Genomic DNA, 16,347 nt, shown 5'->3' with positions numbered 1-16,347 from the left:
CGACATCGTAGCCGTAGCTGCCGTTCGTCGTGTTACGACTGGAGCCTGTCATACCCGTGTATCCCCATCAGACGAGGGTAGCGGCGTTATATGGTATGTGGAGGTGTTTGACAGCGCTAAGACGAGTTATTTAAAGTTGACACTGCTGATACACACACCGTGACTACGATCCACATAGACATCGATTCGCTCCGACCGGACCACGTCGGGGCCTACGGGTACGAGGCCGAGACGACCCCCAACATCGACCGACTCGCATCCGATGGGGTCGTGTTCGAGCGTGCGTACTGTGCGAACTCTCCCTGTCTCCCCTCTCGAGCCGGAACCATCACGGGACGGTACGGGATCGAAACCGGGATCGAAACCCACGGGCCAGCATCCCAGCGAATCGCCCACCCGGCGACGACGGTGGACTGGGCGGGTGGTCCGGGCGAAGTGGCCGACCTCGAAGACTGGTACACGCTCCCGGAACTGTTCTACGAGAGCGATCAAACGGCTGTAGGCGTCGGGTCGTTCTCCCAACACCCGGCACCGTGGTTCTACCACGTCTGGAACGAGTATCATCAGCCAAGATCGCCGACCACGGACAACTTCCAGGCCATCGAGGGCGAGTACGTCATCGAACGTGCGCTCGACGCCCTCGAGCGGAACGCCGGTGATGACCTGTTCCTCTACGTGCAGATGTGGGACCCCCATGCACCGTACAACCGTACCGACGAGGAGATCGAACGGTTCCGATCCGTCGACCTTCCCCCCTATCCGACGGAGGACGACCTGGACGACCACCAGGAGTGGGACGCCTGGCGATCGGCAGGACAGATGGATATCGAGGGACGGGACGACCTCAACGAGATGCTCTCCCATTACGACGCGGAGATCCGATACGCGGACGACCAGATCGGGAGACTGCTCGCCCGACTCGAATCCCGTGGACTGTACGACGACGCGACGATCGTCCTCACGGGCGATCACGGGGAGGAGTTCGGCGAACACGGCGTCTATCGAGAGCACTGGAGCACCCACGACGGCACCCAGCACGTGCCGTTGGTCGTGAAGCCGCCCTCGGACGAGCCAGTGGACCGGTCGTCTCGTGCCGAGCTCGTGACCAACGTCGACATCGCACCGACGATCGCCGATTACGAGGGACTCGACAGGCCCGCTCGGTGGCAGGGCCGGTCTCTTCGGGGACTCGTGAGCGACACCACGAACGAATGGCGCGACCACATCGTGGTCGATCACGGGCTCTACACTGCACAGCGCGCCGTCAGAGCCGACCGGTGGAAGTACATCAGGACCTACCACCCGGGCATGTGGGACGGCGTCGTACCGGCGGAACAACTGTTCGACATGGAGAACGATCCGTGGGAGCAGGAGAACGTTCTCGACGACTACAGCGGGATCGCGGGTGAGCTACGCGACACGATGAACGACTGGGTCGAAACCCACGGAAGCGATCCCGACCCCCTTCGGATGGTGGCCGGCGAAGGACCGGCCGGATACAACGCGTTTGAAGACGACTGGGACGGTGTGTGAGAATCCCGTCTCGATTGGGGGGTAGAACCCATCTCCCCCGAGTCGCTCCCCCTCCTGTCGGCCTGCGAGAGTCCGAAGTCGCGGACGTGCTCCCACAATATCGTGGCCGTGTTTGTCGTGCTCGCCGTCACTATTTCCGCGATCACCGAGACGTCGACCCGGGCGACGGTGGCGGCGTTCGGGATGTACGTCGTGTTCACGTTCCGAATCTGGGAGCAACTGCCGCTGGTCGTCGCCTACATCGTCCGGGGGTTCAGGTGGCCGGAGTCGACCCCAACTGGGGCCGCTCCGTTTACCGCGTTGAACCCGATACGGGCGTTCAGCAACGTCCTCGGTGGCCTTCCTGTGGGGGCGAACGGGGGGATGCTCCCCGCGCCGCCGGCGGAACCCGCCTTCTACGAACGACCGGCGTTCGCCGTCGTGGTCCTTCTCGGGTGGATCGCGGCCACGACTGCGGGCGGAGTCTACTCCTTTCGTGCCTCGGACCTCTGAAGAGGATTATCTCGAGTGGGGTCCGAGCATCGAGGACGGCTCTGCCGCTAGTCCTTCTCGTCGTTGACCGCCTACTGGGTAATAGCAGTACATCCGGCTACGATGTTACGTACAGGAAACTGACCCATGATTTGTTGATAGAGTGGTTAGAAGACGTGAGCAAGGGCGACGAATCCACCAAGAGTGATGGTTGTGACGGTGAGCGTTCCCAGGAATAGCATCATGTCATCCCGACCAGTTGCGTTCTGTCCTCCGCGAGTTCGGAGAAATCGTCCTGATGGGTGTCGTGTGTGACATCGGGCGAGCTGTGAAGCAGTGAATTCCACCGCCCGATGGCGATTCAACAGGGCCGAAGGAAGTCATCGGACCGTCGATCGTGGCCCGCCGGTACGATCGATCGGGACATCGTTTCCTCCGACCCTATCGAGAGGTGGAAACTGAAGATCGGCGTCATGTGGTGTGGACTATGTATAGCAGGTGCATGCAGCACGTTCTGGTGTGGGCCGTTCGTAGGTGAAAACTGCATGGCACCCATCGATGAAAGCGCCGAGGGCAAAACGGTCATCGCTGCTGATGGATCCAAAGTAGGGACCGTCGTCGACGCCGATAACGCGACCGCCTACGTCGAACCGGACCCGGATCTAACCGACGAGATCGCCGCGGAACTCGGCTGGGGTGATGCCGACGAAGAAACCTACGAGCTGGACAACGACACAGTCGAGTCCGTCACCGACGACGAGATCAGACTCGAAGAGCCCAACTGAGCTCACCGCACAGTGTCACAGAAGACACCCATCCCGGCTTGAAATCGGTATTTCCTGCTGAACGGTAGAAACGAAGGTGAGTCGGTCGTGTTGGTATAGGAATTGGGCGAGAAACTCACGACTTCAGTCGTGGGAACACATCACGCTAACACATGTGCCATTTATAAAGAGTGTTTAATTCGCACTCGACGCTGCCGTATTGCCGGAGTCGATCCCGTGGGATCTCCGCTTCGACGGGTTTAAGTCCGTCATGGCGTTCCTCTCAGAGGAGACAGGCGGATGCCTGTTTCACTGACCCGTAGGAGCACGACGCGTACTACGGAGGTGAACGATGGCAGATTCGGAAATAGAAACAGCAGTAACCCGCGCACTCGAGGACGCGCCCGATCGGAACTTCACCGAGACGGTCGACCTCGCGATCAACCTGCGCGACTTAGACCTGAACGAACCGTCGAACCGTGTCGACGAGTCCGTCGTCCTGCCGTCCGGAACCGGCCAGGAGACGCGGATCATCGTCATCGCTGAAGGGGAAACCGGAGTCCGCGCCGAGGAGGCGGCGGACCGGGTTCTCTCGGGCGACGACGTGGCCGATCTGGACGACGACGAGGCCAAAGACCTCGCGGACGAAACGGACTTCTTCATCGCCGAGGAGGCGATGATGCAGGACGTCGCACGACACCTGGGGACCGTCCTCGGCCCGCGAGGGAAGATGCCGGACCCGCTGGGTGTCGACGACGACGTCGTCGAGACGGTCAACCGCATGAAAAACACCGTCCAGGTCCGCTCGCGCGACCGGCGAACGTTCCACACGCTCGTCGGCGCCGAGGACATGGGTGCCGAGGAGATCGCCGACAACATCGACGTGATCCTCCGGCGTCTCCACGCCGACCTGGAGAAGGGTCCCCTCAACATCGATTCGGTGTACGTAAAGACCACGATGGGCCCGGCCGTGGAGGTGGCCTGAAATGAGTGCCACCTCCGAACGCAAGACCGAGAACCTCCCCGAGTGGAAACGCGAGGAGGTCGCCGATCTCGCCGATCTGATCGCCGACTACGACAGCGTCGGGATCGTCGGCATCACCGGCATCCCGAGCCGACAGCTCCAGGCGATGCGCCGGGAGCTCTACGGAACGGCCGTGCTCCGGGTCAGCCGGAACACGCTCCAGAGCCGTGCGATCGAGGAGGCCGACGCCGACCTGGACGACCTGCTCGCCCACATCGAGGGCCAGGTCGGAGTCATCGCAACCGACGAGAACCCGTTCGCGCTCTACAAGGAGTTAGAGGCCTCGAAGACGCCCGCGCCGATCAGCGCGGGCGAGGTCGCGCCCAACGACATCGTCATCCCCGAGGGTGACACCGGGGTCGACCCCGGCCCGTTCGTCGGCGACCTCCAGGGCATCGGCGCCAACGCCCGGATCGAGGACGGCTCGATCCAGGTGATGGAGGACTCCCAGGTCCTCGAAGCCGGCGAGGAGGTCTCGCCGGAGTTAGAGAACGTCCTCAACGAACTGGGCATCGAGCCCAAGGAGGTCGGTCTCGACCTCCGGGCGGTGTACGCCGACGGCGTGCTCTTCGACCCCGAGGACCTCGACATCGACGTCGAGGCCTACGAGGCAGACGTCACGACCGCCGCCGCCCGCGCACGGAACCTCGCGGTCAACGCGAGCTACCCGACCGCGGCGACGGCGCCGACGCTGATCGCGAAGGCGACGGGCGAGGCCAAGAGCCTCGGCCTGCAGGCGGCCATCGAGTCGCCGGAACTCGCCGACGACCTCGTGGCCAAAGCCGACGCCCAGCTCCGGGCGCTTGCCGCGGCGATCGACGACGAGGAGGCCCTCCCCGAGGAGCTCCGGGGCGTCGAGGCGCCCGCTCCCGAGGAGAGCGAGGACACCACTGACGAATCAGACGACGACCAAGCGGAGACCGAGGACGCCGCCGACGACGAGGACGAGGGCGACGATGACGACGACGAGGACGCCGGCGGCGCCGGCCTCGGCGAGATGTTCGGATAACGGAGACAACACCAATGGAATACGTTTACGCAGCACTCATCCTGAACGAAACGGGCGAAGAGATCAACGAGGAGAACGTCACCGCAGTGCTTGAGGGCGCCGGTGCCGACGTCGACGAGTCCCGCGTGAAGGCGCTCGTCGCCGCCCTGGAGGACGTCGACATCGAGGACGCGGTCGAGCAGGCCGCGGCGGCCCCCGCAGCGGCGGGCGCTGCCGGCGGCGCGGCTGCCGGCGGGGCCGACGAGTCCGAGGCCGACGAGGCCGAGCAAGCAGACGAGGAGGAGGCAGCCGAGGAAGAGGAGGACGACGACGAGGACGACGACGCGGGCGGCGAGGGTCTCGGCGAACTCTTCGGCTGAGTTCCCCTCGGTTCACGAACGCGACGCCATTTTTCGGAGTCACCGGCCGACAGCGGTCGCTCTCGCAACTGTCGGCCGGTCCGCCCGCGAGCGGGGGTTCTTAACGGATGACGGTGCCAGGGCAGGGGGATGGATGCGGGAGCCGAGGTCGCCGTCGAACTCGCGCTGGCGGGCGAGGTGGTCGCGTGGGCGCTCGCCGGCGCGGCGCTGGGAACGATAAGCGGGCTCGTCCCGGGATTGCACGCGAACAACTTCGCGCTCCTGCTCGCCGGGGTCGCTCCGTCGGTGCCGGGACCGCCGCTGCTGGTCGGCTGTGCGATGCTCGCCGCGGGGGTCGTTCACACCTTCCTGAACGCGGTCCCCGCGCTGGCGCTCGGCGTCCCCGACGCCGAGATGGCCGTCACCGCCCTGCCGGGCCACCGGCTGGTCCTAGAGGGGCGAGGGTACGAGGCGATCCGACTGTCGGCGCTAGGCAGCGTCCTCGCCGTCCTGGTCGCGGTTCCGCTCGCGGTGCCGGTGACGATGGCAGTTACGGCGGTCTACCCGACGGTTCGGGCGAACCTCACGCTGGTGCTGGGCGTGGTCGCGATCTGTCTCGTCGTGAGCGAGTACGGCTGGCGGGCCCGCCTCGGCGCCGTCCTCTCCTTTAGCCTCGCTGCCGGCCTCGGGATGGCGACGCTCGACCTCGAGCCGGCGGCGCCCCTCGACGGCGGCGGGATGCTCGCGCCCCTCTTCGCCGGGTTGTTCGGCGCGCCGGTGCTGATCGACGCGATCCGTGGCGGGGGCGTTCCGCCCCAGGACGACCGGACGGTCACCATGGGCCGGCCGCTGCTCGGGGTCACGGCGCTGGCCGGCGCGCTCGCGGGCGCGATCGTCGGCTACATCCCCGGGATCTCGGCGGCGATCGCCGCGGTCGCCGTCCTGCTCGTGATCCCAAGTGGGACCGACGACCGCAGCTACATCGTCGCGACCAGCGGCGTCGACACCGCCAACACCATCTTCGCGCTGTTCGCGCTGGTCGCCATCGGCCAGCCCCGGACGGGCGTGATGGTCGCCTTCGAGAGCGCCGGCGCGCCGCTGAACCTCCCGGTTCTCGTCGGGGTCGTCGTCCTCGCGGGCCTGGTCGGCTTCGTCCTCGTGCTCGTCGTGGGCGACGTCTACCTCGCCGTCGTCGGGCGGATGACCTACTGGCGGATCTCGACCGCGGTCCTCGCCGTGCTCTGTCTCATCTCTTATCTGTTCACGGGTCCACTGGGCGTCGGCGTCTTTCTGGTCGCGGCGGCGGTCGGGATGGTCCCCGTTCGCCTCCGAGCGCGGCGGGTCCACCTGATGGGCGTCCTGATCGGACCGCTGATGCTCGGTCCATGAGATCGGGGAAGCCTTACGTCCGGGCGAAGAGGGATACACGAGATGTCTCACCCTCTCGCCGGCCCGGCCGAACGGGACCGTCGCTCGATCCGGGCAAGATCGGATCGCGATCGGTGCTCGCGTGTGCGGAGCCACGGCAGTCCCGACGGACCGCGAGGGGTGGCCGATGGACGCTGAGGAGGTCCGCACGGAGTGGATAGAGCGCTCAGGGGAATACTCGCCGGACTACTACGCCTACTACGGCGCCGACGAGGTCAGCGAGGCGATCCGCGAGCGGATCGAGGAGAGGGTCGGTTCGGACGCCTCCGTCCTCGAGCTCGGCTGTAGCTCCGGGCGTCACCTCGCACACCTCCACGACGCGGGCTTCCGGGACCTCTGGGGGGTCGAGATCAACGAGACGGCCGGCGACGTCATGCGCGAGGAGTACCCCGACCTCGCGGCCGACGGCAGTTTCCGGTTCGAGCCGATCGAAGACGTCGTCGGCGGCTTCGACGACGACCGCTTCGACGCGGTGTTCTCCGTCGAGACCCTCCAGCACATCCATCCCGACGACGACTGGGTCTTCACGGAGGTCGCCCGGATCGCTGATGAACTCGTTCTGACGGCCGAGATCGAGGCCGACGAGGACGTCACTTACGTCAGGGAGTCGTTCCCGCTCTACCACCGCGACTGGCGGGCGACGTTTACCGACCTGGGGCTCGAAGAGATCGAGTCCGCGGAGGTCGGTCGGGACACGGTCCGGGCGTTCCGTTCGACAGAGTAATGAGAGTCAGACCGCGAGTACGGTGTCGACGATCAGCATGATCGCGAAGCCGGAGACGAACGCCGCCGTCGCGGCGTCGTCGTGGCCGTGGCCGTGGCTCGAGGGGATCAGCTCCCGAAAGACGACCGCGATCATCGCGCCCGCGGCGAGGCCGGCCGCGACGGGAAAGAGGTCGGCGACGACGCTCACGAGTGCGAAGCCGGCCGCGGCCGCGATCGGTTCGGGAAGCCCGCCCGAGAGCGTGGTGTAGAGGATCGTCTTCGGCCGGGAGACGCCCGCCCGGACCGCGGGAACGGCCATCGCGAACCCGTCGGGGACGTTGTTGACGGCGATGGCGGCCGCGACGGCCAGCCCGAGGCCCGCCTCGCCGCTCGCGAAGGCGATTCCGACGGCGAGTCCCTCGGGGACGTTGTGGATCGTCACCGCCGAACCCACCAGCGTCGCCCGGCGGAGCTGGTCGCCCGAGTCCGGGAGCCGCGAGGGCGAGCCCTCGAGGGCGGCGGTTCCCTCGAGGCGATCGCCCCGGAACCCGGCGTGGAGGTGGGGAAGGGCGGCGTTGGCTCCGAGCAGGAAGGCCCCGCCGCCGAGGATGCCGACGACGACCTCCCAGGTCGAGCCGAGATCGAGGCTGGGGACGACGAGCGCGAAGACGGCCGCCCCGACCATGATGCCCGCGGCGAGCCCGAGCGCGCTGTCGTAGACCCGGTGGCCGACCTGGCCGGCGACGAGCGTCGGGAGCGCGCCGAGCCCGGTCGCCGAGCCCGCGAGGGTCGCGACGACGAGGACCTCCCCGAGCGAGGACATATCCGGGCGTTCACCCCGGCGAGCAAAACGGTTGTGGTCCCGATGCGGTTCCGGGGTGGTGTCGGGGACGGGTCATTCGCCGCCGAGGTCGGGGCGTCCGCCGTCGGACCGCTCGTTGCCGCGGTCGCGCCCGAGCGATCGGCCGTAGATCCGGGTGAGCGGGGTGGCGGTGAGTCCGTGGACCAGGACCGAGCCCGCGATCACGAGCGTCGCGGCGGGCCAGATCGTTCCGTCTCCGACCGTCCGGTGGGCGACCGTCGCATAGTAGAGGGCGGCGATGCCGACCGGGCCGAACCAGGCCGCAAAGAGGTCGGCGCCCCGCCCCTCGATCGAGGGGACGAACCGCCGGAAGACGACGACCATCGGGAGCCGCCGACAGCAGAGCACGCCGGCGACGAGACCGACGCCGGCCGGCCCGAGCGCGACCCACGCCTCGACGGGGAGGACAGTGCCGAAGAGCACGAAGACGGGGAACGTAAACAGCCGGAGGACCGTCTCCTGGACCTGCTGTTCGTCTGCCCGGTCGCCCGCGTCGACGAACCGGTTGAACAGGAGGCCGGCGACGAACGCGGCGAGGATCCCCTCGCTGCCGACCAGTTTCGCACCCCCGAGGACGGCGAAGGTGAGCGCGACGGTGACGGTCAGTACCGAGGCCCGCTCGAGGAAGGCACGCTTTCGGGACTCGCGTTCGATCCAGCCGGCGGCCGCGCCGACGGCGGCGCCGATGACAACGGCGCTGCCGACCTCCCAGAGCACCGTTCCGACGAGCCACTCCCGGAGCGCCCGACCCGGCGCGTGTTCGACGAACAGGATCGGGGCGAAGACCAGCGGGTAGGCCAGCCCGTCGTTGGCGCCCGACTCGGCGGTGAGGACGTCCCGGATCGGCTCGGGGATGAACCGCTCTGCGGTGCCGCCGGTGACGATGGTGCCCGCGAGCACCGGATCGGTCGGGGTGACGATCGCGCCGATCAGCGCCGCGACCGGGAGCGAGACCGCCAGAAACAGGGAGGCGAGCGCGCTGCTGACGAGCCACATGGCAACCATCCCCGGGAGGAGGATCGCCGCCATCGCGGGGACGTGCTCGCGAATATACCCCGGAGGGAGCCTGAGCGCCGCACCCATGACCGCGAGGCCGACGGTGAGACGCGCGAACTGCTCGACGATGGGGAACGGATCGCCGAACGTCGAGAGCTCGAAGACACCCAGGCCGAGCGGACCGATCACGACGCCGAGGCCGACCGCGGCCATCGGCTCCGAGAGGACGTACACCTTCTCGTGGACCAGCCCGGCGACGAGGCTCAACGAGACGATCAACCCCCCGATCGCGAACAGGGCGACGTTGAACTCCGCGACGGACATCGACGGCACGGTCCCGCGCGGTCCCGTTAACGGTTCGGCTTTCGCAGTCGGGGAGGGATCACTCCTCGCGGACCCGCGTCGTCAACACCGGGGCGGGGGAGGTCCGGACGACCCGGTCCGTGAAGCTCCCGAGCAGGTAGCGATCGAGCCCCGACCGGCCGTGGGTCCCCATCGCGACGAGGTCGATCCCGTCCTCGGCGTAGGCGACGACCTCGCGGGGGACCGAGCCCGACTCGACGGCGGTGACGACGTCCTCGACGCCGGCCTCGCGGGCGATCTCGGCGGCCTCCCCTAGATGTTCCTCGTAGGTTCGCTCGACGTCCTCCGAGAGGGCGACCGTACCCGCGTCGATCGTCTCCGGAAGCTCGTCGACGATCGAGAGCAGGTGCAACGACGCCCCGTGGCGGGCGGCGACGGCGGCGCCGAGCTCGAGGGCGGCCCGGGCGTGCTCGCTGCCGTCGGTCGGCACGAGGACCGCCTCGTAGGGATAGGTCCGGCGGGTTCCCTCGCCCGTACGCACCGTCAGCACGGGGACCTCGCAGGCGTTCGCGACCCGCTCGGTCGTACTCCCCAGGAGGTACTCGCCGATCCCGTCGCGCCCGTGGGCGCCCATGACGACCATCGAGACGCCCTCCGTCGCGGCGTACTCGAGGATGACGTTGCGGGGCTGGCCCTGGATCACGCGGTCGTCGACGTCGACGCCGCGTCCGGCCGCGCGCGCTCTGGCCGCCTCGATGACCTCCTGGCCTTCCTCCTCGAGGACGTCCTCGACTTCGGCTCCGACCCGGACGAGGCTCGGCTCGTTCGTGTCCGCGACGTAGAGCGCATGGACGGTCGCGCCCGTGTCCGCGGCGATGTCGATGGCGTGCTCGAGTGCGGCGTCGGCCGGCTCGCTCCCGTCGGTCGGGACGAGGATCGGCCCGTCCATCGGGTTCATGGCCGGGGGTTCTCCCTCCAGGGGCTTACCTCTGTGGCCTGAACCCGTCTCACTCGCCGTCGGCGTCTCTCCCTGCGACCGGGTCGCCGGCCTCGCCAGCATCCGCTCCGTCGGCGGGCTCGCCATCGGTCTCGCGGACGACGACCCGCTCGATCCGGGCGCCGTCGACGGCCTCGACCCGGAGTTCGTAGCCCTCGATCGCCACCCGGTCGCCGACCTCCGGCGCCCGGCCGAGCCGGGAGAGGACGAGCCCGCCGACGGTGCCGACCTCCTCGTCCTCGAAGCCGGCCTCGAGCTCCTCGTTGACCGTCGAGAGCGCGACGCCGCCGTCGATGGCATAGCTCCCGTCTTCCCGCCGGTCGATCGAGGGCTCGCCATCGGCGTCGAAGTCGTCTCTGATGTCGCCGACGACCGCCTCGACGACGTCCTCGACGGTTGCGATCCCCTCCAGGGCGCCCCACTCGTCGATCACCGCCGCCATCTGGCGTTGTTCGCGCTGGAACTGGGCGAGCAGGTCGCCGACGCGGGCCGTCTCGGGGACGACGGGCATCTCGCGGGCGAGATCCCCCGCGGTCGCCTCGGCGTCCTCATCTAGGGCCCGGAGCACGTCCTTGACGTCGACGAAGCCGACCACCTGGTCGTCGTCGTCGGGATCGACGACCGGATACCGGGTGTGTTCGGCAGTCATGACCGTCTCGCGCAGCCCCGACAGCGGGAGGTCGGCCGGAACGGCCACGACGTCGGGACGAGGGACCATCACCTCCCGGATCGAGGCGTCGTCGAGTTCGAACACCCGCTCGATCATCTCGACTTCCTCGGCGTCGACGTGGCCCTCGGTGCCGGCGTGGGCGAGCACGGAGAGGATCTCCCTCTCGGAGAGCACCTCGTCGGTCTCGGAGGCCGGCGGAACGCCGATCAGCCGGGTGAAGAAGTTCGCCGTCCCGTTGAAGACGACGATCCCGGGGAGAAAGAGGTAGTAACAGAACTTCATCGGCACGGCGACCAGCAGGGCCACCCGCTCGGCCCGTGCGATGGCGATCGTCTTCGGGGCGAGTTCGCCGAAGACGACGTGCAGAAAGGTGATCGTGCCGAAGCCGATCGCGAACGCGACGAGATGGAGGAGCCCCTCGGGCAGGAGGGGACCGAGCACGGGCTCGACTAACGCCGCCACGGCGGGCTCGCCGATCCAACCCAGCCCCAGCGAGGAGATGGTGATTCCCAGCTGGGTCACCGCGAGGTAGTCGTCGAGGTTCTCGAGGGCCGCCTCAAGGGCGCCCGACCCCGGCCGGCCCTCCTCGACGAGTTGCTCGACGCTGGTCGCCCGGATGCGGACGTAGGCGAACTCCGAGGCCACGAAGAACCCGTTGAGGGCGACCAGGACGAGCGCGAGGAGGACCCGTCCCGCCGAGACCGCGACGTCTACCACGGGACCACCCGCGGCGCCGATTCCCCGAACCCGGCTCCGGTGCCGGCGTCCGGACGGGCCGTCGGGGGCGATTCCGCAAGTCTTCGACGGAGGCGCGCGCGACGATTGTCCATATCCCGTCTCCGAACGCCGGCCATTAGTAGCTACGGGGATCGGTCGCCGGCCGGTCGGCGAACTGCATAAAAGAGGCCTGAAAGATAAAGTATCCATTATCGACCAGTAAATACCAACTATGTCGTTTGGCGGAATGTTTATCAATTAGTAGCTATCGGCTATTTCCATGGGAAACCATAGCCGACGACGATTCCTGCAGCTCACGGGCGCGACGGCCGGCGGACTCACGGTTGGCGTCGGATCGGCGTCTGCGAACTCCGGCGAGGAGGGACGATTCTTCATCGACCTGACGGAGGTCGACGAAAGCGAGGTCCCCGAAGACGTCGAGATTATCCACGACGTCTCCCAGATCGACCTGCTGGTCGCTCGCGGGGATCCCGGAACGGTCGGCGGCGCGAGCGCGACCCTGCCCGACATCGCGGTGGCCCAGCACGGCCCGGTCGCCGAACGGGACAAGGGCGGCCAGCCCGGCTTCGCGAGCGAGGAGCCGACCAACGGCGACCTCCAGTGGGACAAGCGCGCCCAGAACGTCGCCGACATCGACGAACACCCCGGAGGCGGCGGGTACGTTCACGAGCGGACCCGCGGCGAAGGGACCTCGATCGCGGTCATCGACAGCGGGGTCTACGACGGACACCCCGACCTCGCGGACGTCGTCGACGAAGAGCGCTCGGAGAACTTCACGACCGATCCCGACGACTGGCGGCCGAACGGCGCGGGCAATCACGGGACCCACGTCGCCGGCACCGTCGCCGCGACCAACGAGGGCGTCGGCGACGCTGGCGGCGTGACGGGAACGGCACCCGAGACCGACATCGTCGCCCTGCGCGTGTTCTCCGGCCAGGAGGGCGCCGGCGGGGACGTCATCGCCGCCATCGTCGCGGCCGCCGACAGGGGCTGTGACGCGGCGAACCTGAGCCTCGGGATTCCGGCGGAGACGATCGCCGGCCTCCCGGAGTCGGTCGTCCAGCAGTACGTCGCCGTCTACACCGCTGCGGTCCAGTACGCCCGCAGCCAGGGCATGGTCGTCGTCAACTCCGCGGGCAACGCGGGCCTCGATCTCGATCCGGAGGAGACCTTCACGATCCCGACCGAGATCGACGGCGTCTTCGGCGTCTCCGCGACCGGCCCCATCGGCTTTCTCTGGGGCGACGGCCCGAACATGGCCCACAACGCACTCGCGCCGGGCCACCTCGAGGAGCCGACGACCGATCCCGCCTTCTACACGAACTACGGCGAGAGCGCGATCGACATCAGCGCTGCCGGCGGCGACCTCGATCAGGAAAGCGACGACGAGAACGCGGCCCGGGACCTCGTGCTCTCGACGGTCAACGTCGTCGGCGACGACGGCGAGGTCGAAGCCGGCTACGGCTGGAAGGCCGGCACCTCGATGGCCGCCCCGCAGGTTTCGGGTGCCGTCGCGCTGGTTCGGTCGCTGCAACCCGATGCCAGCGTCGAGGAGGTCGAGGACCTGCTCCGGGAGACCGCGGTCCAACAAGAGGCCGGGGAGAAGTACCACGGGGCGGGCCACCTCGATCTCGGTGCACTCGTGGACGCGGCGGGTGGCTCCGGCAACTCGGGCAACGGAAACGGCGCGGGCAACGGCGGCGGTCCCGGAAACGGCCGGGGTAACTGACGGATCGCTTCGGAGGCGGCCATCCCTGCCGCCGGGCGGGGGCTCTTGTGATTCGGCGAGGGACTCACCCTCATGCACGCGAGCGCCATCGACCACGCCAACCTCGGATTCCCAGCAGAGCGCCTGGACGAAGTCATCGAGTTCTACGTCGACCGCCTCGGCTTCGAGACGGGATTCGGCGACCCGCACGCCGCGGTCCGGGACGACCCCGGACTGTTCGCGATCCACCTCGGGGACGCCGGGGACGGCCCCCGACTCTACGTCAATCCGGTCGAGGAGTTCCCGGGGCCCGGAGCCTACCGCCATCTGGCGCTCAGGATCGACGACTCCCCGGAGGCGGTCCGGAGCCGGCTCGAGGAGGCCGGCATAGGGATCGACTCGACGGCCGAGCGCGAGCGAGAGCCGGTCGGGAGCTACACCTCCTACTACGTCACCGATCCCTTCGGCTACACAGTCGAGTTGATGGCCGTCGGGGAGTAAGCGGGAACGACACGCCTTTTTGGCCGGACCGGACAGTGTGAGTATGGATCCGAAGCGGGAGCTCACCAGCGTCGACCTCGCGGCCCTCGTCCGGGAGCTGGGCGCCCACGAGGGCGCGAAGGTCGACAAGGCCTACCTCTACGGCGACGATTTGCTTCGGCTGAAGCTTCGCGATTTCGACCGCGGGCGGGTCGAACTCATCGTCGAGGTCGGGGAGGTAAAGCGCGCCCACACGGTCGCCCCCGAGCGGGTGCCCGACGCCCCCGGCCGACCGCCCCAGTTCGCGATGATGCTTCGCAACCGGCTGTCGGGTGCGGACTTCGCCGGCGTCGAACAGTTCGAGTTCGATCGCATCCTCGAGTTCGTCTTCGAGCGCGACGACGGGGTAACGAGAATCATCGTCGAACTGTTCGGCCAGGGCAACGTCGCGGTCACCGACGGCGAGTACGAAGTGATCGACTGTCTGGAGACCGTCCGCCTGGAGTCCCGGACCGTCGTCCCCGGCTCTCGCTACGAGTTCCCCGACTCGCGGCTCAACCCGCTTACGGTCTCGCGGGAGGGCTTCGACGCCCGGATGGACGACTCCGACACCGACGTCGTCCGGACGCTCGCGACCCAGCTCAACTTCGGCGGCCTCTACGCCGAGGAGCTCTGTACCCGCGCGGGCGTCGAGAAGACCATGGACATCGCCGACGCGGGCGACGCCGAGTACGACGCCCTCTACGGCGCGATCGATCGGCTGGCGATCGACCTCCGGACGGGCAACGTCGATCCGCGCCTCTACTTCGAGGACGACGGCGGCGAAGACGCCAGCGACGAAGGGACGAGCGACGGTGACGAGGAGTCTCCCGAGCGGGTCGTCGACGCCACCCCCTTTCCCCTCGAAGAACACGAACGTGAGGGGCTGCCCGCCGAGGCCTACGACTCGTTTCTCTCCGCGCTCGACGACTACTTCCACCGGCTCGAGCTCGGCGACGAGGCGGAACCCGATCCGACCGATACCCGCCCCGACTTCGAGGAGGAGATCGCCAAACACGAGCGGATCATCGACCAGCAGCAGGGCGCGATCGAGGGCTTCGAGGAGCAGGCCGAAGCCGAGCGCGAGCGCGCGGAGCTGCTGTACGCCCGCTACGGCCTCGTCGACGAGATCCTGACGACGGTCCGACGGGCCCGCGAGGAGGACACCCCCTGGGAGGAGATCGAAGCGCGCTTCGCCGAGGGCAGAGAGCGGGGGATCGACGCGGCCGAAGCGGTCGAAAGCGTCGACGGCGAGGCCGGGACCGTCACGGTCGAACTCGAGGACGAGCGGATCGAACTCGACGCGAGCGAGGGCGTCGAGCACAACGCCGACCGCCTCTACACCGAGGCAAAGCGCGTCGCCGAGAAAAAGGAGGGCGCGCTCGCGGCGATCGAGGACACCCGCGAGGATCTGGCGGCGGCGAAGCGTCGCCGCGAGGAATGGGAGGAACCCGACGAGGAGGAGGCCGACGACGAGGAGGACGAAGAGCGCGACTGGCTCTCGATGCCGTCGCTCCCGATCCGGGAGAACGAGGGCTGGTACGACCGGTTCCGGTGGTTCCACACGAGCGACGACTTCCTCGTGATCGGGGGGCGCAGTGCGGATCAAAACGAGGAGATCGTCAAGAAGTACGTCGATCCCGGCGACAAAGTGCTCCACACTCAGGCCCACGGCGGGCCCGTGACGGTGCTGAAGGCGACCGACCCGAGCGAGGCCGCCCGCGATGTCGACATCCCCGACTCGAGCATCGAGCAGGCCGCCCAGTTCGCGGTGTCGTACTCGTCGGTCTGGAAGGACGGCCGATTCGCCGGCGACGTCTACGTCGTCGACGCAGACCAGATCTCGAAGACCCCCGAGAGCGGCGAGTACTTGGAGAAGGGCGGGTTCGCGGTCAGGGGCGACCGGCGCTACCTCGACGACACGCCGGTCGGGGTCTGCGTCGGAATCCAGTGTGAACCGTACACCCGCGTGGTCGGCGGTCCCCCCGAGGCGATCGAGGGGAAAGCGGAGACGACGATCGAGGTCGAACCGGGCCGGTTCGCCCAGGCCGACTGCGGGAAGCGGATCTACCGGGAGTTCCGCGAACGCTTCGAAGACGAGTCGTTCGTCCGCAAGGTCGCGAGCCCCGACCGGATCCAGCACTTCCTCCCGCCGGGCGGGAGCCGGATCGTCGAGGACTGACCGGGTCCGGCCTTCGCTGCGATCGTTCCCGCCCCCTCGTGTGCGATATTCACACGCATACAGGCCCGTGAAAGGAAATACTGATGGCCCGTCCCCGGCT

15 protein-coding genes are annotated in these 16,347 nt (G+C 68.0%); 11 read left to right on the top strand and 4 right to left on the bottom strand.

Annotated features, from left to right (window positions below; translation table 11 throughout):
- Positions 1-159: 159 nt before the first annotated feature.
- The 8 genes from LCF40_RS17255 (at position 160) to LCF40_RS17220 (ending at position 7,291) form a co-directional block, all read left to right on the top strand.
- Positions 160-1,533 carry a sulfatase family protein gene (locus LCF40_RS17255; RefSeq protein ID WP_224829439.1) on the top strand — a complete coding sequence of 458 codons (1,374 nt, stop codon included), beginning with the start codon at positions 160-162 and terminating at the stop codon, positions 1,531-1,533.
- A 102-nt stretch (positions 1,534-1,635) separates the two neighbouring features.
- Complete coding sequence (locus tag LCF40_RS17250) at positions 1,636-2,025, top strand: ABC transporter permease subunit (protein WP_224829438.1); 390 nt, start codon at positions 1,636-1,638, stop codon at positions 2,023-2,025.
- Positions 2,026-2,549: 524 nt separating this feature from the next.
- On the top strand, positions 2,550-2,789 hold the full coding sequence (locus tag LCF40_RS17245; RefSeq protein WP_114576680.1) for a hypothetical protein: 240 nt from the start codon (positions 2,550-2,552) through the stop codon (positions 2,787-2,789).
- 331 nt (positions 2,790-3,120) lie between these two features.
- Positions 3,121-3,753, top strand: a complete 633-nt coding sequence (locus tag LCF40_RS17240; RefSeq protein ID WP_114576681.1) for a 50S ribosomal protein L1 — start codon at positions 3,121-3,123, stop codon at positions 3,751-3,753.
- Position 3,754: 1 nt separating this feature from the next.
- Positions 3,755-4,801, top strand: coding sequence for a 50S ribosomal protein L10 (locus tag LCF40_RS17235; protein WP_224829437.1), 1,047 nt, complete (start codon positions 3,755-3,757; stop codon positions 4,799-4,801).
- Between the two features lie 14 nt (positions 4,802-4,815).
- Positions 4,816-5,160: a 50S ribosomal protein P1 gene (gene rpl12p, locus LCF40_RS17230; RefSeq protein ID WP_114576683.1), complete on the top strand. Its 345-nt coding sequence runs from the start codon at positions 4,816-4,818 to the stop codon at positions 5,158-5,160.
- 129 nt (positions 5,161-5,289) lie between these two features.
- A complete protein-coding gene (locus LCF40_RS17225; RefSeq protein WP_224829436.1) occupies positions 5,290-6,528 on the top strand; it encodes a tripartite tricarboxylate transporter permease in 1,239 nt (412 codons plus the stop codon).
- 166 nt (positions 6,529-6,694) lie between these two features.
- Entirely contained in the window at positions 6,695-7,291 is a 597-nt protein-coding gene (locus tag LCF40_RS17220; protein WP_224829435.1) for a class I SAM-dependent methyltransferase, read from the top strand.
- Positions 7,292-7,297: 6 nt separating this feature from the next.
- Here the strand turns inward: LCF40_RS17220 and LCF40_RS17215 are convergent, their stop codons facing one another.
- The 4 genes from LCF40_RS17215 to LCF40_RS17200 form a co-directional block, all read right to left on the bottom strand.
- Complete coding sequence (locus LCF40_RS17215; protein WP_224829434.1) at positions 7,298-8,095, bottom strand: ZIP family metal transporter; 798 nt, start codon at positions 8,093-8,095, stop codon at positions 7,298-7,300.
- A 72-nt stretch (positions 8,096-8,167) separates the two neighbouring features.
- Complete coding sequence (locus LCF40_RS17210) at positions 8,168-9,454, bottom strand: cation:proton antiporter domain-containing protein (protein WP_224829433.1); 1,287 nt, start codon at positions 9,452-9,454, stop codon at positions 8,168-8,170.
- A 58-nt stretch (positions 9,455-9,512) separates the two neighbouring features.
- Positions 9,513-10,382, bottom strand: a complete 870-nt coding sequence (locus LCF40_RS17205; RefSeq protein WP_224829457.1) for a universal stress protein — start codon at positions 10,380-10,382, stop codon at positions 9,513-9,515.
- 58 nt (positions 10,383-10,440) lie between these two features.
- On the bottom strand, positions 10,441-11,817 hold the full coding sequence (locus LCF40_RS17200) for a hemolysin family protein (RefSeq protein ID WP_224829432.1): 1,377 nt from the start codon (positions 11,815-11,817) through the stop codon (positions 10,441-10,443).
- A gap of 280 nt (positions 11,818-12,097) precedes the next feature.
- Between LCF40_RS17200 and LCF40_RS17195 the strand changes: the two genes are divergently transcribed.
- From LCF40_RS17195 to rqcH, 3 genes are all read left to right on the top strand, one after another.
- Positions 12,098-13,567: a S8 family peptidase gene (locus LCF40_RS17195; RefSeq protein ID WP_224829431.1), complete on the top strand. Its 1,470-nt coding sequence runs from the start codon at positions 12,098-12,100 to the stop codon at positions 13,565-13,567.
- 72 nt (positions 13,568-13,639) lie between these two features.
- Entirely contained in the window at positions 13,640-14,047 is a 408-nt protein-coding gene (locus LCF40_RS17190; protein ID WP_224829430.1) for a VOC family protein, read from the top strand.
- Positions 14,048-14,090: 43 nt separating this feature from the next.
- Entirely contained in the window at positions 14,091-16,247 is a 2,157-nt protein-coding gene (gene rqcH / locus LCF40_RS17185) for a ribosome rescue protein RqcH (protein ID WP_224829429.1), read from the top strand.
- The last annotated feature ends 100 nt before the right edge of the window (positions 16,248-16,347 follow it).

This window comes from Saliphagus infecundisoli, assembly GCF_020177375.1.
Classification (GTDB): domain Archaea; phylum Halobacteriota; class Halobacteria; order Halobacteriales; family Natrialbaceae; genus Saliphagus; species Saliphagus infecundisoli.
This window is presented reverse-complemented; position numbering and strand designations above follow the sequence as displayed.